Annotated in this window: 23 protein-coding genes; 12 read left to right on the top strand and 11 right to left on the bottom strand. The window is 72.2% G+C overall.

Annotated features, from left to right (window positions below; all coding sequences use genetic code 11):
* Nucleotides 1-109: 109 nt before the first annotated feature.
* Nucleotides 110-547, bottom strand: coding sequence for a nitroreductase family deazaflavin-dependent oxidoreductase (locus ACO03V_RS13855; RefSeq protein ID WP_367729238.1), 438 nt, complete (start codon nucleotides 545-547; stop codon nucleotides 110-112).
* A gap of 67 nt (nucleotides 548-614) precedes the next feature.
* Between ACO03V_RS13855 and ACO03V_RS13850 the strand changes: the two genes are divergently transcribed.
* Complete coding sequence (locus tag ACO03V_RS13850) at nucleotides 615-2,072, top strand: NCS2 family permease (RefSeq protein ID WP_423137980.1); 1,458 nt, start codon at nucleotides 615-617, stop codon at nucleotides 2,070-2,072.
* A gap of 269 nt (nucleotides 2,073-2,341) precedes the next feature.
* On the opposite strand, the gene sucD is transcribed toward ACO03V_RS13850, so the two are convergent.
* The 5 genes from sucD to ACO03V_RS13825 all read right to left on the bottom strand — a co-directional run bounded on the left by sucD (nucleotide 2,342) and on the right by ACO03V_RS13825 (nucleotide 7,339).
* Nucleotides 2,342-3,244 carry a succinate--CoA ligase subunit alpha gene (sucD, locus tag ACO03V_RS13845; RefSeq protein ID WP_367729234.1) on the bottom strand — a complete coding sequence of 301 codons (903 nt, stop codon included), beginning with the start codon at nucleotides 3,242-3,244 and terminating at the stop codon, nucleotides 2,342-2,344.
* A gap of 19 nt (nucleotides 3,245-3,263) precedes the next feature.
* Nucleotides 3,264-4,427, bottom strand: a complete 1,164-nt coding sequence (sucC, locus tag ACO03V_RS13840) for an ADP-forming succinate--CoA ligase subunit beta (RefSeq protein WP_367729232.1) — start codon at nucleotides 4,425-4,427, stop codon at nucleotides 3,264-3,266.
* A gap of 167 nt (nucleotides 4,428-4,594) precedes the next feature.
* On the bottom strand, nucleotides 4,595-4,930 hold the full coding sequence (locus ACO03V_RS13835; protein ID WP_423137979.1) for a hypothetical protein: 336 nt from the start codon (nucleotides 4,928-4,930) through the stop codon (nucleotides 4,595-4,597).
* A 544-nt stretch (nucleotides 4,931-5,474) separates the two neighbouring features.
* Entirely contained in the window at nucleotides 5,475-6,092 is a 618-nt protein-coding gene (locus tag ACO03V_RS13830) for a response regulator transcription factor (RefSeq protein ID WP_423137978.1), read from the bottom strand.
* Entirely contained in the window at nucleotides 6,089-7,339 is a 1,251-nt protein-coding gene (locus ACO03V_RS13825; RefSeq protein WP_423137977.1) for a sensor histidine kinase, read from the bottom strand. Before ACO03V_RS13825 ends, ACO03V_RS13830 begins: the two co-directional genes overlap by 4 nt.
* 152 nt (nucleotides 7,340-7,491) lie before the next feature.
* Between ACO03V_RS13825 and ACO03V_RS13820 the strand changes: the two genes are divergently transcribed.
* Nucleotides 7,492-7,992 (top strand): small multidrug efflux protein, encoded by a 501-nt coding sequence (locus ACO03V_RS13820; protein ID WP_423137976.1) that lies wholly within the window; start codon nucleotides 7,492-7,494, stop codon nucleotides 7,990-7,992.
* A gap of 145 nt (nucleotides 7,993-8,137) precedes the next feature.
* On the opposite strand, the gene ACO03V_RS13815 is transcribed toward ACO03V_RS13820, so the two are convergent.
* Nucleotides 8,138-8,401, bottom strand: coding sequence for a hypothetical protein (locus tag ACO03V_RS13815; RefSeq protein WP_423137975.1), 264 nt, complete (start codon nucleotides 8,399-8,401; stop codon nucleotides 8,138-8,140).
* A 209-nt stretch (nucleotides 8,402-8,610) separates the two neighbouring features.
* Between ACO03V_RS13815 and ACO03V_RS13810 the strand changes: the two genes are divergently transcribed.
* Genes ACO03V_RS13810 through ACO03V_RS13790 form a run of 5 tightly spaced genes read left to right on the top strand, consistent with a single transcriptional unit; the run spans nucleotide 8,611 to nucleotide 14,019 of the window.
* On the top strand, nucleotides 8,611-9,708 hold the full coding sequence (locus tag ACO03V_RS13810; RefSeq protein WP_423137974.1) for a phosphodiester glycosidase family protein: 1,098 nt from the start codon (nucleotides 8,611-8,613) through the stop codon (nucleotides 9,706-9,708).
* Nucleotides 9,709-9,711: 3 nt separating this feature from the next.
* Nucleotides 9,712-10,965, top strand: a complete 1,254-nt coding sequence (locus ACO03V_RS13805) for a glycosyltransferase (RefSeq protein ID WP_423137973.1) — start codon at nucleotides 9,712-9,714, stop codon at nucleotides 10,963-10,965.
* Complete coding sequence (locus tag ACO03V_RS13800; RefSeq protein ID WP_423137972.1) at nucleotides 10,962-11,627, top strand: DUF4956 domain-containing protein; 666 nt, start codon at nucleotides 10,962-10,964, stop codon at nucleotides 11,625-11,627. Before ACO03V_RS13805 ends, ACO03V_RS13800 begins: the two co-directional genes overlap by 4 nt.
* Nucleotides 11,624-12,466: a polyphosphate polymerase domain-containing protein gene (locus ACO03V_RS13795; RefSeq protein WP_423137971.1), complete on the top strand. Its 843-nt coding sequence runs from the start codon at nucleotides 11,624-11,626 to the stop codon at nucleotides 12,464-12,466. The genes ACO03V_RS13800 and ACO03V_RS13795 overlap by 4 nt, the downstream gene beginning before the upstream one ends.
* Complete coding sequence (locus ACO03V_RS13790; protein WP_423137970.1) at nucleotides 12,451-14,019, top strand: carbohydrate-binding domain-containing protein; 1,569 nt, start codon at nucleotides 12,451-12,453, stop codon at nucleotides 14,017-14,019. Before ACO03V_RS13795 ends, ACO03V_RS13790 begins: the two co-directional genes overlap by 16 nt.
* Nucleotides 14,020-14,146: 127 nt before the next feature.
* Here ACO03V_RS13790 and ACO03V_RS13785 read toward each other — a convergent pair whose 3' ends face one another.
* Nucleotides 14,147-14,431, bottom strand: coding sequence for a hypothetical protein (locus tag ACO03V_RS13785; RefSeq protein ID WP_423137969.1), 285 nt, complete (start codon nucleotides 14,429-14,431; stop codon nucleotides 14,147-14,149).
* A gap of 50 nt (nucleotides 14,432-14,481) precedes the next feature.
* The gene (locus tag ACO03V_RS13780; RefSeq protein WP_423137968.1) at nucleotides 14,482-14,982 is read right to left on the bottom strand and encodes an AAA family ATPase; all 501 of its coding nucleotides are present in this window, start codon (nucleotides 14,980-14,982) and stop codon (nucleotides 14,482-14,484) included.
* Nucleotides 14,983-15,143: 161 nt separating this feature from the next.
* Here ACO03V_RS13780 and ACO03V_RS13775 point away from each other — a divergent pair, with 161 nt between their 5' ends.
* Nucleotides 15,144-15,746, top strand: a complete 603-nt coding sequence (locus tag ACO03V_RS13775) for a hypothetical protein (protein ID WP_423137967.1) — start codon at nucleotides 15,144-15,146, stop codon at nucleotides 15,744-15,746.
* Between the two features lie 15 nt (nucleotides 15,747-15,761).
* Here ACO03V_RS13775 and ACO03V_RS13770 read toward each other — a convergent pair whose 3' ends face one another.
* Nucleotides 15,762-16,520: an alpha/beta fold hydrolase gene (locus ACO03V_RS13770; protein ID WP_423137966.1), complete on the bottom strand. Its 759-nt coding sequence runs from the start codon at nucleotides 16,518-16,520 to the stop codon at nucleotides 15,762-15,764.
* 344 nt (nucleotides 16,521-16,864) lie between these two features.
* On the opposite strand from ACO03V_RS13770, the gene ACO03V_RS13765 reads away from it, so the two are divergent.
* A complete protein-coding gene (locus tag ACO03V_RS13765) occupies nucleotides 16,865-17,863 on the top strand; it encodes an Ltp family lipoprotein (protein ID WP_423137965.1) in 999 nt (332 codons plus the stop codon).
* Between the two features lie 137 nt (nucleotides 17,864-18,000).
* On the opposite strand, the gene ACO03V_RS13760 is transcribed toward ACO03V_RS13765, so the two are convergent.
* The gene (locus ACO03V_RS13760; RefSeq protein WP_423137964.1) at nucleotides 18,001-18,447 is read right to left on the bottom strand and encodes a DUF3995 domain-containing protein; all 447 of its coding nucleotides are present in this window, start codon (nucleotides 18,445-18,447) and stop codon (nucleotides 18,001-18,003) included.
* Between the two features lie 482 nt (nucleotides 18,448-18,929).
* Between ACO03V_RS13760 and ACO03V_RS13755 the strand changes: the two genes are divergently transcribed.
* Genes ACO03V_RS13755 through ACO03V_RS13745 form a run of 3 tightly spaced genes read left to right on the top strand, consistent with a single transcriptional unit; the run spans nucleotide 18,930 to nucleotide 24,059 of the window.
* Nucleotides 18,930-20,393, top strand: coding sequence for an MFS transporter (locus ACO03V_RS13755; protein WP_423137963.1), 1,464 nt, complete (start codon nucleotides 18,930-18,932; stop codon nucleotides 20,391-20,393).
* A 2-nt stretch (nucleotides 20,394-20,395) separates the two neighbouring features.
* Nucleotides 20,396-22,495, top strand: coding sequence for a molybdopterin oxidoreductase family protein (locus tag ACO03V_RS13750; RefSeq protein ID WP_423137962.1), 2,100 nt, complete (start codon nucleotides 20,396-20,398; stop codon nucleotides 22,493-22,495).
* Nucleotides 22,488-24,059, top strand: a complete 1,572-nt coding sequence (locus tag ACO03V_RS13745; protein ID WP_423137961.1) for an FAD-dependent oxidoreductase — start codon at nucleotides 22,488-22,490, stop codon at nucleotides 24,057-24,059. The genes ACO03V_RS13750 and ACO03V_RS13745 overlap by 8 nt, the downstream gene beginning before the upstream one ends.
* Nucleotides 24,060-24,130: the final 71 nt, after the last annotated feature.

Below are 24,130 nucleotides of genomic sequence, written 5' to 3'. Positions count from 1 at the left end.
TGCACGCCGCACCGCCACGGCGCGCGCGGCACCAGGACCACGTCGCCTGCGCGGGTTCACGAAAGTGGCCCCGGGGCCACACGCGGCGCCCCGGGGCCACTTCGGCGCGTCAGGAGACGGGCTCGAGGACGAACAGCTCGATGCGACGGTCGGTCTTGCGCTGGTACTCGGCGTAGTCGGGCCACGCCGCGACGGCGCGCTCCCACCACTCCTCGCGCTCGGCGCCCTCGGCCTGGTGGGCGTCGTACTCGCGCTTGTCGTCGCCGTCCTGCAGCGCGACGCGCGGGTTCTTCACGAGGTTGAAGTACCAGGCCGGGTGTTCGGGGGCTCCTCCCTTGGATGCCACCACGGCATAGCGACCGTCGTGCTCGACGCGCATGAGCGCCGTCTTGCGCAGGCCGCCGGTTTTGGCTCCGACGGTGGTGAGGACGATGATGGGCTTGCCTCGCAGTTCGGCGGCCTCCTGGCCACCCGAGGCCTCGAAGGCCTCGGCCTGCGAGCGGGCCCATTCGCTGGTGCTGGGCAAATACTCTCCTGAGAGCGGCATATCCCCACGATACGACCGCGCGCCTCGACTCGGCCCGTCCTTTCCCTTCCCCCCTTCTGGAGCCATCATGAGCACCCCTGCTCCCGAGCGCCCGGCCGCCCCCGCGGCCGAGCCGAAGAACGCCCTCGACCGGTTCTTCGAGATCACCGCACGCGGTTCCAGCGTCGGTGCCGAGGTGCGCGGCGGCGTCGTCACCTTCGTGACGATGGCCTACATCGTCATCCTGAACCCGATCATCCTGTCGGGCACCCCCGACGTCGAGGGCAACGTCCTCGGCTTCGGCCAGGTCGCCGCCACCACCGCGCTGACCGCCGGCGTGATGACCATGCTGTTCGGCCTCGTCACCCGCCTGCCCTTCGCCTTCGCGGCCGGGCTCGGCATCAACTCGTTCCTCGCGGTCGGCATCGTCGGAGGCGTCACGTGGCCCGAGGCCATGGGTCTCGTCGTCATCAACGGGCTCATCATCGTGCTGCTGGCCGTCACGGGTCTGCGCCGCATGATCTTCGAGGCGGTGCCGCTGGCGCTGAAGACCGCGATCACCGTCGGCATCGGCCTGTTCATCGCCTTCATCGGCTTCGTCGACAGCGGACTGGTGACCTCGACCGGCCTCGCCTCTCCCCCGGTCGGCCTCGGCGTCCAGGGCTCGATCGCGACGGTGCCGACGGCGTTGTTCGTCCTGACGCTCGTCATCACCGCGGTTCTGCTCGCCCGCAGGGTCAAGGCCGCCCTGCTCATCGGCCTGCTGAGCGGCACCATCATCGCCGTGATCGTCGAGGCGGTCGCGAACCTCGACGCCCGCGCCGACGGCAACCCCGGCGGCTGGAGTCTGAGCGTCCCCGAGCTGCCGTCGCAGTGGATCAGCCTCCCCGACCTCTCGCTCGTCGGCCAGGTCGACCTGGCCGGCTCGTTCGGACGCATCGGCGTGCTCGCAGCGCTCATGCTCGTCTTCACCCTGGTGTTCACGAACTTCTTCGACGCGATGGGCACCATGACGGGCCTCTCTCGCGAGGCCGGGCTCGCCGCCCCCGACGGCACGTTCCCGCGCCTGCGCTCGGCGCTGGTGATCGAGGGCATCGGCGCGGTCGCCGGCGGGGCGACCTCGTCGTCGTCCAACACGGTGTTCATCGAGTCGGGCTCGGGCATCGGGGAGGGCGCCCGCACCGGACTGGCGAACGTCGTCACGGGCGCCCTGTTCCTGCTGGCGATGTTCTTCACCCCGCTGACGAGCATCGTTCCGACCGAAATCGCCGCCGCCGCCCTGGTCATCGTCGGTGCGCTGATGATGGCGCAGATCCGCCACGTCGACCTCAGCGACGTGTCCGTGCTCATCCCGGTGTTCCTCACGGTCACGGTCATGCCGCTGACGTACTCGATCGCCAACGGCATCGGCGCCGGCTTCGTCAGCTGGGTGCTGATCCAGGCGCTGTCCGGTCGCGCCCGGCGGGTCAGCCCGCTGCTGTGGATCGTCGCCGCCGGATTCGTGGTGTTCTTCGTCCGCGGCCCGGTCGAGGCGCTCCTGTCCTGAGCCCGGTGCTCTTCCGGGGCCGGGATGCCATGGCATCCCGGCCCCGTCTTCGTCCCGCCCCCACCGGCGGCCCTCCGCGCCGACACTCACGATCCCGTCGAAAGCACACGCTCGCGACCGCGGCAACGTGTGCTCTCGGCGCGACGTGATCTCGCGCCCCCGCAGGTCCGCCCCCGGCCGCGCCGACCGCCCCGGCGTGCGCCGAGCGGTGCGGCCGGGACGACGAAGGGCCCGGATGCCATGGCATCCGGGCCCCAGGAGAGTGCTGCTTACAGGCTCTCGATGATCTCGCGCATCAGGGCGGCGGTCTCGGACGGCGTCTTGCCGACCTTCACGCCGGCGGCCTCGAGGGCCTCCTTCTTGGCCTGAGCGGTACCGGCCGAGCCGGAGACGATCGCGCCGGCGTGACCCATGGTCTTGCCCTCAGGGGCGGTGAAGCCCGCGACGTAGCCGACGACCGGCTTGGTGACGTTCGCCTTGATGAAGTCGGCCGCACGCTCCTCGGCGTCGCCGCCGATCTCGCCGATCATGACGATCGCCTTGGTGTCGGGGTCGGCCTCGAACGCGGCGAGCGCGTCGATGTGCGTGGTGCCGATGACCGGGTCGCCGCCGATGCCGATGGCGGTCGAGAAGCCGAGGTCGCGCAGCTCGAACATCATCTGGTAGGTCAGGGTGCCCGACTTCGACACGAGGCCGATGGGTCCCTTGCCGGTGATGTTCGCGGGGGTGATGCCCACGAGCGCCTCGCCGGGCGTGATGATGCCGGGGCAGTTCGGGCCGATGATGCGCGTCTTCTCGCCCTTCGACTTCGCGTACGCCCACGCCTCGGCGGTGTCGCCGACGGGCACGCCCTCGGTGATCACGACGAGCAGCGGGATCTCGGCGTCGATGGCCTCGACCATGGCGTCCTTCGTGAAGGCCGGGGGCACGAACGCGATCGACACGTCGGCGCCGGTCTCGCGGATGGCCTCCTCGACCGAGGCGAAGACGGGGAGCTCGACGTCGTTGCCCGACGCGTCCTTGTGCGCCACGGTGGTGCCGGCCTTGCGGGCGTTCACGCCGCCGACGACCTGGGTGCCGGCCTTCAGCATGAGGGCGGTGTGCTTGGTGCCCTCACCGCCGGTGATGCCCTGGACGATGACCTTGGAGTCCTTGTTGAGGTAGATGGACATGTCTGTGTATCCCTATCCCTTACGCGTTGGCCAGCTCGGCGGCCTTGTCGGCGCCCTCGTCCATACCGGCGGCGAGGGTCACCAGCGGGTGGTTGGCGCCGGCGAGGATCTCGCGGCCCTCCTCGACCTGGTTGCCGTCGAGACGCACGACGAGGGGCTTGGTGGCGGTGTCGCCGAGGATCTCGAGGGCCTTGACGATGCCCTCGGCCACGGCGACGCACGAGGTGATGCCGCCGAAGACGTTGACGAAGACGCTCTTGACCTGCTCGTCGCCGAGGATGACGTCGAGACCGGCGGCCATGACGGTCGCCGAGGCGCCGCCGCCGATGTCGAGGAAGTTGGCGGGCTTGACGCCGCCGTGCTTCTCGCCGGCGTAGGCGACGACGTCGAGGGTCGACATGACCAGGCCCGCGCCGTTGCCGATGATGCCGACCTGGCCGTCGAGCTTGACGTAGTTCAGGTCGTGCTGCTTGGCCTTGGCCTCGAGCGGGTCGGCCGCGTCCTTGTCCTCGAGCGCCTCGTGCTCGGGGTGGCGGAAGCCGGCGTTCTCGTCGAGCGAGACCTTGCCGTCGAGGGCGATGATGTCGCCGTCCTCGCTCTGGATGAGGGGGTTCACCTCGACGAGCGTGGCGTCCTCGCCCTTGTAGACGTTGAAGAGCTTGACGAAGACGTCGGCCACCTTGGGGGCCAGCTCGTCGTCGAACTTCGCGGCCTTGGCGATCTCCAGGGCCTTCTCGTGGCTGATGCCCTCGAGCGGGTCGACCTCGATGCGCGCGAGCGCCTCGGGACGCTCGACGGCGAGCTCCTCGATCTCCATGCCGCCCTCGACGCTGGACAGCGACAGGTAGGAGCGATTGGCGCGGTCGAGCAGCACCGAGAAGTAGAACTCCTTGGCGATGCGGGCACCGGCGGCGACCATGACGCGCTTGACGACGTGGCCCTTGATGTCGAGGCCGAGGATGGCCTGCGCCGCCTCGAACGCTTCGTCGGGGGTCTTGGCGACCTTCACACCGCCGGCCTTGCCGCGGCCTCCGGTCTTGACCTGAGCCTTGACGACGACGACACCGCCGAGCTTCTCCGCGGCCGCCTTCGCCTCCTCAGGGGTGTCGGCGATGATGCCGGCGAGCACCGGCACCTCGTACTTTTCGAACAGATCACGTGCCTGGTACTCGTAGAGATCCACGGACAATCCTTCGCTGGGCGATCGGTGGTGGGAGGAGGCGAAATCTCTCGATATCAAGAGATCTGCACCAATCGTCCACCCTACCGGACAGGGCTGAATGGCCCCGCCCCGCTCCCTCCGATGGGAGGCATTCGCTTCGCCGGCCCGGGCTCGGCGGCATCCCGTCCTCAGTCCTGCGGTCCGGGGCCGTCCTGCCGCGGCGGCACCGCTCCGCCCTCGCGCCAGCGCCGGACCGTCTCCGCGAGACCCGCCCAGCCGTGCCCCCAGGGCGACGCGCACGTCCTGTCGTGCGTCGTGCGATGCGCCCCCCAGATGCGCGCCTTCGCCTCGTCCAGGATCGCGAGGTCGCCGAGCGGCTGGGACTCGTCGTCGAACGCGCTCCACCGGCCGTCCGGCGCGAGCGCCGCGAAGCCCACGATGCGCCGCGCGCACGCCCCCAGGACGAAGTCGTCCTCGCTGGTCTTCCACGTCGGCCCCGCGGCCGACCGTCCCACGTCGATCACCGTCAGCCCCTTCGCTCGTCCGACACCCGGTGCGAGCGAAGATAACGGCGAGCCACCCCAGAATGCGTGGATGGACCGCGTCGCGCAGCCCCCGGCACGGATCGCGAAGCCCTCCCCGGACCATGGATGCCGCAGTGCCCCACCCCCGCCCTGCCCGCGCGCCCGCCCTGCCCGACCCCTCCTACGCTGACTTGCCGCATATGTACGCCGCGACGCCGTCAGCGCGTGCATCTGCGCCAACTCATCGCTAGGGAGGGGGCCGGGATGCCACCGGGGCCCGCCACGCCCTGCCGGACCCCTCCGACGTTGACTTGCCCCACATGTACGCCGCGACGCGGTCAGCGCGTGCACCTGCGCCACCTCATCGCTAGGGAGGGGGCCGGGATGCCACCGGGGCCCGCCACGCCCGGCCCGACCCGTCCGACGCTGACTTGCCGCATATGTACGCCGCGCGGCGGTCAGCGCGTGCATCTGCGCCAGGTCATCGCGACGCAGGTGGCGGATGCCGCGGGCGCACCGCCCCGGCGGGAGCGACGGGAGCGCGTCAGATCCACCCGCGCTCGCGCGCGTGGATCGTCGCCTGCTGCCGGCTCGCGAGGCCGAGCTTGCCGAGCACCGACGACACGTGGTTGCGCACCGTCCCGGCCGACAGATGCAGCGCTGCGGCGATCTCGGCGACCGTCTCGCCGCGCGCGCCGGCGCGCAGCACGTCGAGCTCCCTGTCCGTGAGCGGACTCCGCTCGTCGCTCAGGGCGTCGGCGGCGATCTCGGGGTCGACGTAGCGCCGACCGGCGGCGACCTCGCGGATCACCGCGGCGACGTCGTCGGCGGGGCGGGACTTCGGCAGGAACCCGTCGACGCCCGCTCCCAGGGCTCGGCGCAGCACTCCCGGCCGGGCGTGGCGCGTGACGATGACGCAGCGCGACGGCACCGTGCGAAGGATGCGGGCGGCGGTGTCCACGCCGTCGAGTCCGGGCATCTCCAGGTCGAGCAGGCACACGTCCGGCCGCAGCCGCGCGGCCTCGGAGATCGCGGTCTCGCCGTCGCGGCACTCCCCCACGACGTCGAGGTCGTCCTCGAGCCGCAGCAGCGCGGCGAGCGCCGTGCGGATCATGTCCTCGTCGTCGGCGATGAGCACCCGGATGACCCGGTCGCCGCTCACGACACGACCCCGGCCGGCACGGCGACCGTGACGACGAAGCGGTCGCCGGAGGCGGCGGCATCCATGGTCCCGCCGATGGCGCCGACGCGCGCCGCGATCCCGGCCAGGCCCGCGCCGTCGCCGACGGGCGAGGTCTCCCCGCGCACGTCGTTGCCGATCGAGAGGACCCAGGCGCCGTCGCGTCGGAGGAGGGACAGGGATGCCTCGGCGCCGCCTCCGTGCTTGAGGACATTGGTCGTGCATTCGCGGACGACGGGCCCGAGGACGTCCGCCGGGGCCTCCGCCGCATCCTCGGCGACGTCCAGACGCACCCGCAGTCCCGCCGCGCGCAGCAGGTCGACGGCGTTGGCGAGCTCGTCGGGCAGCGGCACCCCGCGGAACCGCGCGGCCAGATCCCGGGTCCCGCGGCGCGCCTCGTCGACGCTCCCGCGGGCCGCGCGGACCTGATCGGCAGCGGCATCCGGGTCCCGCGCGAGCATCTTCTCGGCGAGCTCCAGCTGCAGCGCGATGACCTGCAGGTGGTGGCCCTGCAGGTCGTGCAGGTCGCTCGCGAGGCGCAGGCGCTCCTGCGCCGCGGCGAGACGCCCCTCCGCGCGACGCGCCCGGTCGAGCTCGCGGACGACGTCCCACCACCACAGCGATGTCGCCGTGATCGGCACCAGCAGTGCGCCGAAGACCGCGGCGCTCGTGACCGGCCCGGCGTACGCGTCGGGGTTCAGGCGTGTGCCCTCGACGAACCAGACCGCGAGGATCACGACGGTGAGCAGGAGGACGAGACGGAACCGGATGCCACCCTGCCAGCGCACCAGGCAGAGGGCGTACGCGGCCGTGGTCACGGCCAGCAGCGGCGAGCCGAGACCGGCCCCGAGGGCGAGCGCGGCTGCGGCGGAGGCTCCGAGGAGCACCCACGGGACGCCCGCACGGTGGTCCTCCGCGTCGTCGACCGGCTCGACCCGGTAACGCACGAGCAGGAGGACGCCGGCGGCGACGGACACGGCCGCACCCGCGACGAAAAGCGTGAGAGCCGCGGGGTACGGGAGGGGCGGCTCGCGGTACAGGAGCGCGAGCAGCCACATGAACAGGGTGGTGAGCTGGAAGACGACGAGGGAGCCGGCCGTGTACCACCAGGTCACGCGCACGTCGCGGGCGTGGGTCGTCGCGGCGGGCATGCGAACGGACGCGGTCTCGTCGTTCCGCGGGACGGTCGAAGACGCGGCGATCGGCGAGGCGGCGGGACGGGGGCTCACACCCGCCACAGTACGGGCATGACATTCGTCACGGGTGGGCCGTCGCATCCTCCCGTGAGCGGGTGACACCGCGACACTGCCGCAGCGAGCCGCCCGCCGATGAGATGGGATCACCGCGGAACACCCCGCGATCCAGACCCCCGGAGGCATCCATGTCCAACCCCGTTTCCGACCTCGTCCTCGGCTTCCAGGACCTCGTCGCCGGCGTGCCCGATCTCGTCCAGCCGCTCGTCGTGGCCCTGGCCGGGGCGGTGCCGTTCATCGAGGGCGAGGGGGCGGCCGCGATCGGGATCATCGGTGGCATCCATCCCGTCCTCGCCGCCGCCGCCGGGGCCCTCGGGAATCTGCTGTGCGTGGCGGTGGTGGTGCTCGTGGCATCCCGGGTGCGCACCGCCGTGACGACTCGCCGCGGGGCGCCCGAGAAGCCGACGACGGCGCGGCGCGAGAAGTTCGAGCGGGCCTACCACCGCTACGGGACGCCGGGTGTGAGCCTGCTCGGCCCGCTGCTGCTGCCGACGCAGTTCACCGCCGCCGCCTTGACGTCGACCGGGGTCTCGCCGGTCCGTGTCATCGCGTGGCAGGCCGCGGCGATCGCGCTGTGGACGACCGCCGTGACGCTGATCATCACGGGCGTGATCCGTACCGTGGCGTGATCCGCCGCGCGGCGGGTTCCGGGGCGCGGGGTGTGGGGCGCGGGATGTGCGCTGGGGCGCGAGATATCCCGCCCCAGTGCACGAATGGCGCCCCGATCCCGCGCGCCGGCGACAGGCTCGATCGTGCCGACGTCGCCGTCCCACGTCACTCGGTGCGAGCGGGCCGATCAGGTCCTTGGCCGCGAGGAATCGACAGCCCCACAGCGAGACCGCCGATGACGAGCCCGATGGCGAGCACGCCGATCACCGCCGACATGATGAGTGTCGGTTGTGCGGCCTGGTCCGCGATGTCGAGGGACGGCCCGATCTCGTCGACCCAGATGCCGTACTGGATGCCGTCGATGGCGAGCAGCACGATGATGGCCAGTCCGACCGCGGCCGTGATCAATCCCCAGATCTGTCCTCGCATCTCATCAGCCTCTCAGGTCCGGTGCGCGCCGTGGGATTTGGGGCGCGGGATGTGCGTCGGGGCGCGACATATCCCGCCCCGATGCACGGATGGCGCCCCGAACGACGCCCACGCGCGAATCCGCCTCACATAGGACTCGCATAGGTCCTCTCAGCAGCGGGCAGGGTCCGGTGAGGCTCCGGTGAGGGCGCGCCACCTTTCCTAGGGGCATGCGAACGCCAGACCCCGCCCCCGAGTCCGACGCCCCGCGCCGCACCCCCGACACCGGGACTGCGCCCGACGCCGTGACCGCCCCCGTCGCCCCGCGCCGCCGCACCGACGCCGCGACGACTGCGCCCGGTGCCCCCACCCCGGCCGCCCCGCGCCGCACCCCCACGACCCGGCGCCGCACCACCCGCCGCGCCTTCCTCGCCGGCGGCCTCGCGGTCGTCCTCACGGTCGGCGGGTCCGCCTGGTGGGCGGCCGATCGCTTCCTCGTCCCGCACGTCGAGGTCGCCGATGTCGCGGCCTACGAGGCGGAGAACTCCACCGTCGCCGCTCCGTCCGAGGCGTCCACCACGACGACGACCTCGCTCACCGACACGAGCTGGAGCGACGGCTCCACCTCGGTGTCCCTTTCGACGGTGACGACCGACACCCTCACCTACTACGTCGCCGACGTCGTGCTCGGCGACGCGACAGATCTGCGCTCGGCCTTCGCCAACAACCAGTTCGGCGAGAACATCACGCAGACGACGAGCGAGATCGCCGCGGCCAATGACGCGATCTTCGCCATCAACGGCGACTACTACGGCTTCCGGTCGACCGGCATCGAGATCCGCAACGGCGTCGTCTATCGCGACGAGGGCGCCCGCGAGGGCCTGGCCTTCTACACCGACGGCCACGTCGAGGTGTACGACGAGACGCAGACGACGGCCGATGACCTCCTGGCATCCGGAGTCTGGAACACCCTCAGCTTCGGCCCGGCCATCGTCGAGGACGGGCAGGTCGTCGACGGCATCGACAGCGTCGAGGTGGACACCAACGTCGGCAACCACTCGATCCAGGGCGACCAGCCGCGCACCGCGGTCGGCGTGATCGACGAGAACCATCTCGTGTTCGTCGTCGTCGACGGCCGGCAGGAGGGGTACAGCGAGGGCGTCACGCTGCCCGAGCTGGCCGACATCATGCTCTCGCTCGGCGCCACGACCGCCTACAACCTCGACGGCGGCGGCTCGTCGACGATGTACTTCAACGGCGAGGTGGTCAACTCGCCGTCGAACGGCGGCGAGCGCGGCACCAGCGACATCCTCTATGTGGCGGGCTGAGCGGTGTTCGTCCTCATCCCCGCGTTCGAGCCGGGCCCGCGCCTGCCGATCCTCATCGGCGAGCTGCGCCGCGCGGATCCCGACCTGGAGGTGCTCGTCGTCGACGACGGCAGCGGCCCCGCCTTCGCGCCCGTCTTCGCCGCCGCCCGCGACGAGGGCGCCCGGGTCCTCGTCCACCCCGCCAACCGGGGCAAGGGCGCGGCGCTCAAGACCGGGTTCGCCCGCATCGCCGCCGAGCGACCGGATGCCGACGTCGTCACGGCCGACGCCGACGGACAGCACACGCCGACCGACGTGTGCCGCGTGGCGGAGGCGTTGCGCACCGACGCGGCGGACGGACGGAGCGCGCTGGTGCTCGGCGTCCGCGGGTTCCGGGGCGACGTGCCCCTGCGCAGCCGCGTCGGCAACGCGGCCGCACGGGGACTGTTCCGGCTCGCCACCGGACGGCAGGTCACCGACACGCAGACCGGACTCCGCGGCATCCCGTCCGACCGTCTCGCCTGGGCGCTCGGCGTCCCGGGCGACGGCTTCGAGTACGAGCAGCGGATGCTGCTGCGCCTGAGCCCCGACGGGATCGCCGCCCACGAGGTGCCCATCGACACGGTCTACCTCGACCGCAACGCGTCGAGCCATTTCCGTCCGGTGCGCGACTCCTTGCGGGTGCTGCTGCCGGTGCTGCTGTTCGCGTCGTCGTCGCTCGCGGCGTTCGTCGTGGACACCGTGGCGCTGCTCCTCCTGCAGGCGCTGACGGGCTGGCTGGTCCCGTCCATCGTCGCGGCGCGTCTGCTGTCGGCGAGCGCGAACTTCCTCGTCAACCGGCGCGTGGTCTTCCGCGCCCAGGGCGGCCCGCTCGTCGGGCAGGCGGTGCGGTACGGGGTGCTGGCCCTGGCCCTGTTGGCATCCAACATCGCCTGGATGTCCTTCCTCACCGAGCACGGGCTGGCCCTGCTGCCCGCGAAGGTCGTGACCGAGGGGGTGCTGTCCGTCCTCAGCTACGGCGTCCAGCGATCGCTGGTCTTCCCGCGGATGGATGCCGCCGGCCCGCCGCCCCGCCCGATCTCGCGGCCCGGCCCGCCCGCTGCCGCCCCGCTCGCCTCGGCCCCCGCCCCCGACCCGCACGCCTCGGCCCCTGCCCCCGCCCCGCACGCCTCCTCCACAGCCGGCGTCACGGGCCCGTCGTCCACAGCGGACCCCGCGGACGCCTCCGCCCCGACCCCCACCACGTCCCATCCCCTCACCGCAAGGAGCACCCCATGACCACCACCGCCCTCCTCCTGGCCGCGGCCGACCTCGTCGCCGCCGTCCTGCTCAGCGCCGTCTACTTCCAGCGGCATCGCCGCCGCGACCTCGTCGTCGCCTTCCTGGGGGTGAACGTCGGCGTCCTCGCCGTGGCCACCGTGCTCGGCACCGCGGAGGTCGCGCTGGGCCTCGGACTCGGCCTGTTCGGCGTGCTGTCGATCATCCGGCTGCGGTCGAGCGAGATCACCCAGCGGGAGGTCGCCTACTACTTCGCCGCTCTCGCGATCGGTCTCATCTGCGGCCTGCCCCACACCGACCTGGTCACTCCCCTGCTGCTCGTCGGACTGATCGTCGCGGTCCTCGTCGTCGCCGACCACCCGCGGGTGCTCTCGCGGTCCCGGCACCAGGTCGTGCACCTCGACCGCGCCATCCCGGACGAGACCGCGCTCCGCACGGAGCTCGAGCGTCTGCTCGGCGGCGAGGTGACCGGACTCACGGTCCAGCAGCTCGATCTCGTCGACGACACCACGCTCGTCGACGTGCGGTACCGCGTGCGGACCGCCGCGGCCCCCACCGCCCGACCCGCCGACGATGCCCGGGCGGACACCCCCGCCACCCGCCGCTCCGACGAGGACGGCACCGGCATCGCCTTCGCCGACCTGATCGGCGGCGCCCGATGAGCCCCCGCGACCGTGCGACCGACGCTCTCGCCGCCCTCCCGTCGATCGGGCTCGACGCCCTGACCGCCGATGCGGCGCTCCTCACCCGGGTGGACCGCAAGTACGTGGTGCCGATGGATGCCGCCGCCTCCCTCCTCCACGCCCTCCACCGTTCCGCCGACGCCCCGTCCGCGCTGGAGATCGCGGGCGAGCGGGAGCTGGCCTACCGGTCGGTCTACTTCGACACCCCCGACCTGCTGAGCTTCCGCCTCGCCGCTCACGGCCGCCGCCGCCGGTTCAAGCTCCGGACGCGCACGTACCTCGACACGGGCGCCGCCTACCTCGAGATGAAGACGCGCGGAGCGCGCGGCCTCACCCGTAAGGAGCGCGACGAGTACGACATCGGCGCCGCCGAACGGCTCACCTCCGCGGCCCGCGACGACGTCGCCGAGGCGTTCGGGGCGATCGGGGTCGCCCCGGCTCGCGCCGACGACCTCGACGCGCGGCTGCAGACCCGGTACCGGCGGGCGACGCTGCTGCTGCCCGGGGTGATACCGTCCCGCGCCACCGTCGACCTCGACCTGGAATGGGTCGACGCGGACGGCGCCGGCTTCACCCTTCCCCGCTTCGCCATCGTCGAGACGAAGTCCCCCGGCCAGGCGGGAGCCCTCGACCGCGCCCTGTGGCGCGCCGGGCACCGCCCGCAGCGCGTCAGCAAGTACGCCACCGGGATGGCGGCGCTGCGCCCCGACCTGCCCCGGAACCGCTGGACCCGGGTCCTCTCCGGACCGTTCGCCTCCCCGGCATCCCTCTCCCCCTCCCGCCCCGCTCGAAAGGACACGCCATGCGCCGCCGCCTGATCCCCCTGACCCTCCCCCTCGCCCTGGCGGGCCTCGTGCTCGCCGGATGCGCCGTCACCGCGCAGCCCGCCGCGACGCCGTCGGCCACGTCGCCGCTCAGCAGCGAGTCGAGCGTGCAGACCACCATGGACGTCGACGCGGCCATCCCCGCCGCCGCCGCGGAGCTGCTCGCGGCGAACGCCGACGGCACCGTCGTGAACGACGACGAGTGGAGCACCGCGGATGCCGCGACCATCACCCTCTCCGGCTCCACCGCGTCCAGCGACGCGGACGGCGTCACCGTCGACGGCTCGACCGTCACGATCACGGCGGCCGGCGTCTACCGCCTCACCGGGACCCTCGACGGTCAGGTCGTCGTGGACGCCCCCGACGACGCGCAGGTGGTCCTCGTGCTCGACGGCGCGACGATCACGAGCACCTCAGGCTCGGCGATCCACGTGGTGACCGCCGACGACGTCGCCCTCTCGCTCGCCGACGGCTCGACGAACGCCGTCACCGCGGCGAGCTCGGCCGACGCCGACGCGAGCGCGGCGATCTACGCCGACAGCGACCTCACCGTCTCGGGCTCCGGCGCGCTCACGGTGACCGACACCGGCAACGACGGCATCTCCGCCACCGACGACCTGGCCATCCTCGGCGGGACGATCACCGTGGATGCCGCCGACGACGCCCTCCGCGGCAAGGACTCCCTCGTGGTGTCCGGCGGCACGCTCACCCTCACCGCCGGCGGGGATGCGCTGAAGAGCGACCAGACGGACGACGCCACCCAGGGCTACGTGTGGGTGTCCGGCGGCACGATCGATGGGACCGCGACCGACGACGGCATCGACGCGCAGACCGACGCCGTCGTCACGGGCGGCACCGTGGCGATCGCGGCCGAGGGCGACGGCATCCATTCCGAGACCGCCCTCGCGATCACCGGGGGCGACATCACCGTCAGCCGGTCGAACGAGGGCATCGAGTCGGCCGACATCCGCATCGCCGGCGGCACGACCCGCGTCACCTCGTCCGACGACGGCGTGAACGCGTCGGGCACCACCACGTCCGGCGGCGGCGGGGGCGGCGGGATGCAGGACACCGGCGAGACCGTCACCATCTCGGACGGCACCCTCGTGATCGACGCGGAGGGCGACGGCCTCGACTCCAACGGCAGCATCACCATGACCGGCGGGGACGTCACCGTCTACGGACCCACCGGTCAGGGGAACGGGGCGCTCGACTCCAACGGCGGGCTCACCGTCACCGGCGGCACGCTCGTCGCGATCGGCAGCACGGGCATGGCGGAGTCGCCGGACGCCTCGTCGGAGCAGGGCTGGATCGCCGCGACGGCGTCGGGCTCCGCCGGGTCGACGGTGGAGATCCAGGATGCCACCGGCTCCGTCATCGCCTCGTACACGGCCGAGAAGTCGTTCGGGTCGGTGGTGTTCTCGTCGTCGGCGGTGACCGACGGCCAGACCTACACGGTGAGCGTCGACGGCTCCGCGACGTCGGTGACCGCCGGCGTCGCCGCGGCGGGCGGCATGGGGATGGGCGGCGGCGGCCAGCGGCCCTGACGCCCGCCGCGGGTCGGGAGGGTCGGGGCGTGCGCCGCGATTCGGGGCGCTCGCCGTGGGTCGGGGCGTGAGATGTGCAGTGGGGCGGACGTAGGTCGCCCCGGTGCACGAATCGCGCCCCGATCCGTCACGTCCGGGTGAGGGCGGCACCGCCGACATGCAGAAGGACGACGGATGCCACCACCACGACGACCGCACCGATCACCGGCCCGATTAGGGCCGACCGGCCTTTGTCCTTCGCGACGATCACTCCCGCGGCCCCGAGGCCGACCGCGAGGATGACGGTGACAATGAGCCCGTAGCCGGCGACCGCGTACATCCTGTGGTCGCAGTAAGAGGAGCACCCCAGACTTCTGAACCCCTGCAGCTGCATCAGGATGATGGCGCCCGCTCCGAGCACGACGGTGCCCATCAAGACCAAGATCGCCCGCGAGACGTGATCCGGTCCGCTCGCCCGAGCCATCATGCCTCCGCCCTGTCACTCCGCGGGGGCACGGCCGAGCGGGCGTCGGTCGGATGGCCGTCCGCGAGACTCGCGACCTCATCGGCCAGGCGCGCGAGCGGGAGCCGACCGTCGAGTTCGACCGTGGCACTTCGACGCAGCAGCGGTTCGACCTCTGCGAAGTGCCGACGGATCCGGTCCTGCTGCTCGATCGTCCGCCCGTAGGAGTTGTTCGACCGCGTCCGGACGCGCTCGATGGCCACCTCGACCGGGACGGACAGGAGCACCACGTGGTCGAAGCGGTCCAGGAAGTCGCCCTGGTTCTCGGCCGCTCCCGACACCACCACGGTCCGCTCGGTCCTCAGCAGATCGCCCATCCGGGTGGCATCCCACGGTCCGCCCTCCCCGTCGGTCCACCCGTCCAGGTCGGTGTCCACGGTGCGGTACCCGCGCGACGCCAGAACATCGAGCACCGTCGACTTGCCGGTGCCCGACATCCCGGTGACGAGGACGCGAGCCATGCGAGCACGCTAGCGCGTGGGCCGGCTCGGGGCGTGGTTCGGCTCCACGGGGCGGTTTGGGGCGTGAGATGTGCAGTGGGGCGGACGTAGGTCGCCCCGGTGCACGAATCGCGCCCCGAACCGCGGGCCGGCGCCGCCGCGCCGCGTGGGAGGCTGACGGCGTGAAACTGTATTCGGACTTCGCGCCGCGGCGGATGCGGCAGATCGTGGCGGACGTCGTCGCGGTCGCGCTGATCGCCGTGAGCATCGCGATGGGGATCCTGGTGTTCTCCGTGGTGAACGAGCTCGCCCGGTTCGGCCGGCAGATGCAGGATGCCGGCGCGGGGCTGCAGTCGTCGATGACCGACGTCGGGGGTCGGCTGGGCGGCATCCCTCTCATCGGCGAGAGCATCCGCGACCCGTTCGACGCGGCGAGCAGCGCCGGCGAGACGCTGCGGTCCGCCGGTCAGACCGAGCAGGACCTCATCCTGCGGGCGGCGACCGCCCTCGGGATCGGCGTCGCGGCCGTTCCGATCCTCATCCTGCTGCTCGTGTGGCTCCTCCCCCGCATCCGGTTCGCCACCCGCGCCACGCGCACGCGGCAGATGATCCGCGTCGGCCTCGACGTCGACCTGCTCGCGCTCCGCGCCCTCACGAACCAGAAGGTCGGAGCGATCGCCCGGATCGACCCCGACCCGCTCGGCGCCTGGCGTCGGAGGGACCCCGAGGTCATGAGGCAGCTCGCCAATCTGGAGCTGAGGTCCATCGGCATCCGCGTTCCCTGACCGCACCGCGTCGGTTCATCGAGGCGGGTGCGCCGCGACGAACGCCCGGATGCGGTCGGCCGTCTCGAGCGGCGCGGTGAAGTGCGCGAGGTGCCGGTGGCCCGGGATGGTCGCGATGTCGGCGTCACGGGCGCGGGCCCGCAGAAGCGTCAGCCAGTCCTGAGAGGCGATGGGGTCGTCGCCGCCCCGCATGAGGAGGACGGGCGCGGTCACATGCGCCACCCTGTCCTCGATCGGGTACCGCAGCATGTGCCTCGCCTGCCGGGCGTACCAGACCAGGCCGCAGCGGACGTAGTCACTGACGACGATGCCGAGCAGCCGGGGCGGCTCGAGCGCGGAGTCCCGCGCGAGGAGCAGCGCCTGGGTGATGACCCCGCGGCGCCGGCTGTCGGCGACCGGACCGAGCGCCACGACCGCGCGGGCCAGATCCGGGCGGCGGACGGCGAGTTCCACCACCCACTGCGACCCCATCGACTGCCCCACGAGGACCGCGTCGCGGACGCCGAGGTCGTCGAGCACACCACCCAGGGCGTCGGCCGTCTCGCGGATGCCCGGCGAGCGCCCGGGCTTGGGGACGCCGGCGAAGCCTGGCAGGTCCACCGAATGCACCTCGGCATCCGTCGCCAACTCGCCGTGCAGGCGCCGCAGATAGCGGTGCGACATCCCGATGCCGTGGACGAGCACGTAAGCGGTCGCGCCCGGCCGCCGGGTCGAGAAGGACTGGAAAGGGAGGCCGTTCACGCGGTGGGAACGGGGAGGGGGCGTGGGCGTCACGCGCGCCACCGTAGGCGGCTCGGGCGGGTGGGCGGATGAGGGTTGCGGTGGTCGCGGCTCGCCGTCCGACCCTCTTGCCCAGAACCAAAACCGACAGAGCGCTGACGGCTCGTCCAAGGTCCGGAAAGAGCCGCGAACGTCGACCGGCACGTACCTCGGTCGCGAATCTCCCCGTCGCCGCAAACTCCCGATTCGCGTTATAGCGAAGTCGTTCCCATTCCGGCATACTTTCGAGAGCGAACGCGGGGGGCGCGTTACGTGGAGCCGCTGGGGGCGGTATCCACCACCTCATTTCCCGGTAGAAACGCGCGCGCTCTAAAGTTCGCCCTTCAGGTGGCGGCGAGATGGAGCGCGTGGTCGTTCGCGCTTTCATTCATACCGAAGGAAACCCGATGACAGAGAACACTCCGACTTACGCCGCTGGTTGGTACCCCGACGTGAACGCTCCCGGCACCGAGCGCTATTACGACGGCACCGGCTGGACGGCTCATTCCCGTCCGATTTCGGTGACACCCTCCGCCCCGGTCGCCCCCGTCGACGCGGAGACACGTACGACGAAGGCGCCGTGGTTCAAGCGCAAGGCGGTCATCATTCCGGTCGGCATCCTGGCGGGCCTGATCGTGATCAGCGGCGTGGGCAGCGCCATGGGAAGCGGTCGGAGCGACGTGACGGAAGCGTCCGACAAGCAGGTCGAGGTGGTGGAGCCCGTCGTCGAGGAGACGGAGGCGGTCGCGGAGGAGACCGAGGCGGTCGTTGAAGTGTCCGTCCCCGAGACCACGGGGCTCACGGCCAAGGAGGCGCAGGCTCTGCTCGAGAACGCGGGCCTCGAGACCGAGTTCTCCGCGGCGGAGGGCATCGTCATCGACCGTGACAATTGGACCGTCCTGAGCACGACACCCGCGGCGGGCTCGACGGCGAAGTCCGGCGACACGATCGTCGTCAATGTCGAGAAGAAAGCCGACGCCGCCGCGCCGGCTCCGGCACCCGCCCAGCCCGCACCCGCCGAGCCGGCGGAGCCCTCGATGACGACCGCGCAGTCGAGCGCCGTGCGATCAGCGGAGTCGTACCTCGATTTCGGTGGCTTCTCTCGCGCTGGTCTTACGCAGCAGCTGACCAGCGAATATGGCGAGGGATATGCGGCGGAAGACGCCGAGTTCGCCATCGCCTATCTCGAATCAGCGGGCAAGGTCGACTGGAACCAGGAAGCTGTGCAGTCGGCCGAGTCGTACCTCGACTTCATGGGCTTCTCCCGCGATGGCCTCTTCGAGCAGTTGACGAGCGCTTACGGCGAACAGTTCACCGCAGATCAGGCCAATTTCGCCTTGACCGCCGTCGGACTCTGATTCGGATCCGGGAGGAGCGGACGTCGCCGTCCTCTCCTCCCGATCACGTGCGGGCCCGCCGGCTCGTCGGAGAGCCCATGAAAGTAACGCGGCTTGTCACCGCCGCGTGAGGTCGTATTCCGCCTGGAGTCAGACCGTCAGCCGCGCTCCGGCCTTTCGACGCGTTGAGCGAGCCACAGCGAGACGCCCAGGAGCGCGGCGAACGGTCGATAGACGCGGGCGTCGAGTTGCCGGAACGTCCTTCCGGCCGGAGGCAGCCCCATAGCGGCGAGGGCAGGGCCACCGCCTGACACTGCGCGCAGCACCATGACGGTCCCCATTCCGCGAAGCGCGAGCCGTTGCGCGGGGCCCTTCCCCAGTGCGCCTGACGCGAGAAGCGCCGCTGCGGCGGTTCCGCCAGCGACGACCAGCGTCGGCGTCACGCCCGGCATCGGCCCATCGGAGCCGACGACAGCCTCCCCCAGCTGCTTCTTACTCTTCGCTGGCCACGGCGAGCCGGACGCCCACACCGCGTGCAGCACGGACAGGGCCGTCAGAGCGGCCGTGCTCACCACTCGCGCCACGATCCGGACTACCTGGTTCACTACTCGACCGTAGCCGACCGCCCGCAGAGCGCACGTCGCCTGACGAAACGCGTTGGCGAGCAACCTCATGCGCCAGCCCGCCATTGAGGCAGGCCACGAGCAAGCACCGCCGCCAATCCCTCCCGCAGGTCGCGCACGAACTCCCCCGGCATCTGCAGCGCGGGAAAGTGGCCGCCCACCTCGGTTCGTTCGTTCGCATACCCTCCAGGCGCGACGCGCCTGTGATTCGCTCGACATGCGGGCGGAGGGTCAGTCGTCGGTCGACCGCCACGGATGCCGGTCGAGCCGCGTAGGGTTCAGCCGCCACCCCGTGTAACGGCCACGTAAACTCCCCCTCTCCCCCGCCCCCACCGCGGGTGAGACAACCGTTACCTCCCCGCCCCCGACGACGCGGTCCCGGGTAATCCCTCCTCCCTACGCTGGCGGCACGCCCAGCCCATGCGGGGCGCTGCACCTCCCCACATCGCCCTACGGAGGACCCCGTGACCGTCACCGACCCGCGCCCCGACGCCGCCCCGGCGCACCCCGCAACCCGAGCCGAAGCCGCGAGCACCCCAGCAGCGACCGCGACCACCGCAGCAGCGCCCACTGAAGCCGCGAGCACCGAAGCCGCGAGCGCAGAGCTGAAACACCGCCCCGGCCGCTGGATCGACAATTGGAACCCCGAGAACGCCGCGCAGTGGGCCCGTGAGGGCAAGGCCATCGCCTCCCGCAACCTGCGGTGGTCGATCTTCGCCGAGTTCCTCGGCTTCGTCGTCTGGCAGCTGTGGTCCGTCGTCGTCGTCTCGCTGCCGGCCGCGGGCTTCACGCTCTCGACGGGCGAGATCTTCTGGCTCATCTCCATGCCGAGCCTCGTCGGCGCGACGCTGCGCATCCCCTACACGTTCATGGTCCCGCGCTTCGGCGGCCGCAACTGGACGATCGTCTCGGCGGCGCTGCTGCTGATCCCGAGCATCGGCCTGGCGGTCGCGGTCTCCAACCCGGCCACCCCGTTCGGCGTGCTCCTCGTCATCGCCGCTCTCGCCGGCTTCGGCGGCGGCAACTTCGCCAGCTCCATGGCGAACATCACCTACTTCTACCCGGCCGCGCAGAAGGGCTACGCCCTCGGACTCAACGCCGCCGGCGGCAACCTCGGCGCCTCGGTCGCGCAGTTCGTCGTCCCCATCGTCATCACGGTCGGCGCCGCCGCCACCCTCAACCTGCCGCTCGCGGGTCTCATCTGGGTGCCGCTGATCATCGTCGCGATGGTGGGCGCGTACTTCCGCATGGACAACCTCTCCAACGCGAAGTCGGACATCACGGCATCCCTCGCCGCCCTCAAGGAGCCGCACCTGTGGGTCATGGCCGTCCTCTACATCGGCACGTTCGGGTCGTTCATCGGCTTCGCGGGCGTCTTCCCGAAGCTGCTCGCCGACACGTTCCCCGACTTCACGGGCATCGCGATCGGCTCGGCCACCGTCACTCTCGCGTTCATGGGCGCGCTCGTCGGCTCCCTCGCCCGCCCGTACGGCGGCAAGCTCGCCGACCGCTTCGGCGGCACCGTCATCACGATGGGCGCCTTCACGGTGATGGGTCTCGGCATCCTGAGCGTCATCCTGACCCTGCCGATGCAGAACTTCGCCGTCTTCCTGGCGTGCTTCCTGGTGCTGTTCGCCGCAGCGGGCATCGGCAACGGCTCGACCTACCGGATGATCCCGACGATCTTCACCCTCCGCGCCAACGGCGGCATCGGTGCGCAGCGCAAGGCCGCCGCGGCCCTGGGTCTGATCTCGGCGATCGGGGCCTACGGCGGCTTCTTCATCCCGCAGCTGCTCGGCTTCTCGAAGACGACCTTCGGCTCGTACACCCCCGCCCTCGGCTGGTTCGCCCTCGCCTACGTGGCCTTCCTCGCGATCACCGCGAGCGTGTACCTGACGCTGTCCAAGAAGTCCGGCACCCGCATCTGACCATGAGCTCCGCCGACACCCACTGCCCCTACTGCGCGCTGCAGTGCGCGATGACCGTCACACACACCCATGACACGACGGTCGCCGGGCGCGACTTCCCCACCAACCGGGGCGGTCTGTGCGCCAAGGGCTGGACGTCGGCGGAGCTCCTGGCATCCCCCCAGAGACTCCGGATGCCGCTGCGCAAGGCCCCGGACGGCTCCTTCACCGAGATCACCTGGGACGAGGCGCTGGATGCCGTCGCCGCGGCGTTCCGCGACACCAAGGACACCCACGGCGCCGACGCCAACGCGATCTTCGGCGGCGGCGGGCTCACCAACGAGAAGGCCTACCAGCTCGGGAAGTTCGCGCGGGTGGCGCTGGGGACCTCGCGCATCGACTACAACGGCCGGTTCTGCATGTCGTCGGCGGCAGCGGCATCCAATCGCGCCTTCGGAATGGACCGGGGCCTGCCGTTCCCCGTCGTCGATCTCGACGACGCCGAGACGATCCTCCTGCTCGGCTCGAACGTCGCCGCGACCATGCCCCCGTTCCTCGCCCACCTCGCCGGCGCGCGGGCCCAGGGCGGGCTCATCGTCGTCGACCCGCGCCGCTCGGCGACCGCGCGACTGACCGAGGACGGCGCCGGTACCCACCTGCAACCCGCCCCGGGCACCGACCTCCCCCTGCTGCTCGGTCTCACCCATCTCGCTTTCGCGGAGGGCCTGGCCGACCGGGCGTACCTCGACGAGCGGACCACCGGCGCCGACGCGGTGCGCCGCAGCGTCGCGCAGTGGTGGCCGGAGCGCACGTCCGCCACGACCGGCGTCCCGGTGTCGCTCCTGCGCGCGACGGTCCGGCGTCTCGCCGCGGGACGGTCCTACATCCTCACGGGCCGCGGCGTCGAGCAGCACGTCGACGGCACCGCCACCGCGACCGCCGCCATCAACCTCGCCCTCGTCCTGGGTCTCGTCGGCCGCACCGGTTCCGGATACGGCACCCTCACCGGGCAGGGCAACGGGCAGGGCGGGCGCGAGCACGGGCAGAAGGCCGACCAGCTCCCCGGCTACCGTTCCATCCGCGACCCCGAGGCCCGGCGGCAAGTCGCGGGCGTGTGGGGCGTCGACCCGGACGGACTCCCGGATGCCGGCATCCCCGCGACCGCCCTCCTCGCGGAGCTGGGCGGGCCGATCCGGACGCTGCTGGTCGCCGGATCCAACGTCGTGGTCTCCGCCCCGGACGTCGAGGCCGTGCGCGCGCGGCTCGGCGCCCTCGACATGCTCGTCGTCTGCGACTTCGTCCTGTCCGAGACCGCCGCGCTGGCGGACATCGTCCTGCCGGTGCTGCAGTGGGCCGAGGAGGAGGGGACGATGACGTCCCTCGAGGGCCGTGTGCTCCGCCGCCGTCGGGCGCTGACCCCGCCCGAGGGGGCGCGCAGCGAGCTGTGGGTGCTGTCCGAGCTCGCGCGTCGTCTGGGGGCGGCATCCACGTGGTCCACCGATCCCGCGACGGTCTTCGACGAGCTCGCCCGCGCCTCCGCCGGCGGCATCGCCGACTACTCGGGGCTCTCCCACGCGCTGCTCGACACGGGCGTCGAGGCGTACTGGCCGTTCGCGACCGAGAGCACCCCGCGGCCGTTCGCCGAGCGGTTCGCCCACGCGGACGGGCGCGCGCGTCTCGTGCCGGTGGATGCCACTCCTCCCACACCCGTGGACGCCGGCGGAGACCTGACGCTGGTTACGGGCCGCTACCTGCAGCAGTACCAGTCGGGGGCGCAGACCCGCCGCATCGCGGAGCTGCACGACGCCCGGCCCGAGGCGCGACTGGAGATCCATCCGGCGACGGCGGGAGGTCTCGGCATCCGGGACGGGGTGTTCGTGACGGTCGCCAACGAGCGCGGGACGGTGCGGGCGCGCGCGACCGTGACCGAGGACATCCGGCCCGACACGGTCTTCCTGCCGTTCCATTACGCGGGCGACGGCTGCGCCAACCGCCTCACGGAGGACGCCGTCGACCCGACCTCGGCGATGCCGGAGTTCAAGCGCACGCGCGTCCGCGTGTCGCTCGCCGAGCCGGCGGCCGGGGCTGCCGCTGGTTCCCCGAAGGAGGACGTCCATGTCTGAGCGTGTGGTGCTGGTGGGCTACGGCCCCGTCGGAGCGCGGCTCGTCGACGGGCTCCTCCCCGCGGTCCGCGACGGACGCATCGACCTCACCGTCGTCGGGGCCGAGACCCACGACGTGTACAACCGCGTCCTGCTGGCCGAGTATGCCGTCGGCCGCATGGACCGCGCCGGCCTCGACATGGACGACCGCCGTGTCGCCGAAGCGGCCGGGGTGCGCTTCGCGCTCGGCACCGTGGTCGTCGGCGTCGATCGTCATCGCCGGGCGGTGCGTCTGCACGACGGCATCCATCTGCCCTACGACCGGCTGGTGCTCGCGACAGGTGCCCGCGCCAACGTGCCGACGCTCGCCGGGATGGAACGCGCACGGCGCGACCGGACGGCCCGGCCGACGACACCGGACGAGCTCGACCTCGGCGGCGCGCCCCTGCCGCACGGCGTGGTCGCGCTGCGGGACCTCGCCGACGCCGAGCGGGTGCGGGCGGCCGTGACGTCCGGGCAGCGGATCGTCGTGCTGGGGGCGGGGGTGCTCGGGATGGAGCTCGCCCTCGCCGCGGCCGAGGCCGGGGCCGAGGTCGTCGTCGCCTACCACTCGGCCGCGCCGATGAACCGGACGCTCGACGAGAACGGCGGGCGCGTGCTCGCCGCCGCGGCGAGCGCTGCCGGCGTCGAGATGGCGCCCCACGCCCGCGCGGAGAGCATCGACCTGCGGTACGACGATCATGGACGCGCCTGGTTCGGCGGACTCGTCTGCGCGGACGGCAAGGTGCTGACGGGCGACCTGCTCGTGCTGTCGTGCGGCGTCGGGGCGCGGACGGAGCTCGCCGCGGCGGCGGGCGTGGCCACCTCGACGGGCATCCTCGTCGACGGAGCGTCGCGCACCTGGACGGACCCGGCGATCTTCGCGATCGGCGACTGCGCCCACGTCGCCGAGCCCTCCGACGTCGAGGCCGCAGAACGTGTGACGGGCGGGCCCAGCGGACTCGTCGGCCCCGGCTGGCGGCAGGCCGATCGTCTTGCGGCCCTGCTGTCCACGGGGGCCGCGGTGCCGGCGGCCGCCGAACGGCCCGGTGTCGTCATGCTCAAGGCCGAGGGGATCGACGTGGTGGCCGGCGGTGACGTCGACGTCGACCCGTTCGCCGCGATCCATGCACCTGGATGCCACGTCCCCCAGGCCACGGTCTGGGCCGACCCCGCCCGCGGGTCCTACGTCAAGATCGTGACGGTCGACGGCGTGCTCACCGGGTTCGTGGCGGTCGGGATGCCGCGCACCGGCGCCGAGCTCACCCTGCTGTTCGAGCGGGGATCCGAGCTGCCGGCCGACCGCTCCTCGCTGCTGCGACTGGACGCCCCCGACCTCGGGGCGCCGATCGCCGGTGACCCGTTCGCCGCGGACGCCACCGTCTGCTGGTGCAACGGCGTGACGGCCGGCGCCATCCGGGACGCGGCCGCGGCCGGCCAGCCGACGCTCGCGTGCGTCAAGGCCGCCACCCGCGCGGCGACCGGGTGCGGGACCTGCGCCGGCCGCATCACCGAGCTGCTCGCGCGCGACGCGGTCCCGGCCTGACGCCCCGGCGGGGCTTCCCGCCGAACTCCGGGGAGTCGCGTGCGGCGGGCGGCGGGCGGGGGTTCCCGCCG

This window comes from Microbacterium sp. HMH0099 (genome assembly GCF_049384025.1).
In the GTDB taxonomy this organism is placed as follows: domain Bacteria; phylum Actinomycetota; class Actinomycetes; order Actinomycetales; family Microbacteriaceae; genus Microbacterium.
Note: the sequence above shows the minus strand (reverse complement) of the source record. Positions and strands in the feature narration are given on the sequence as shown.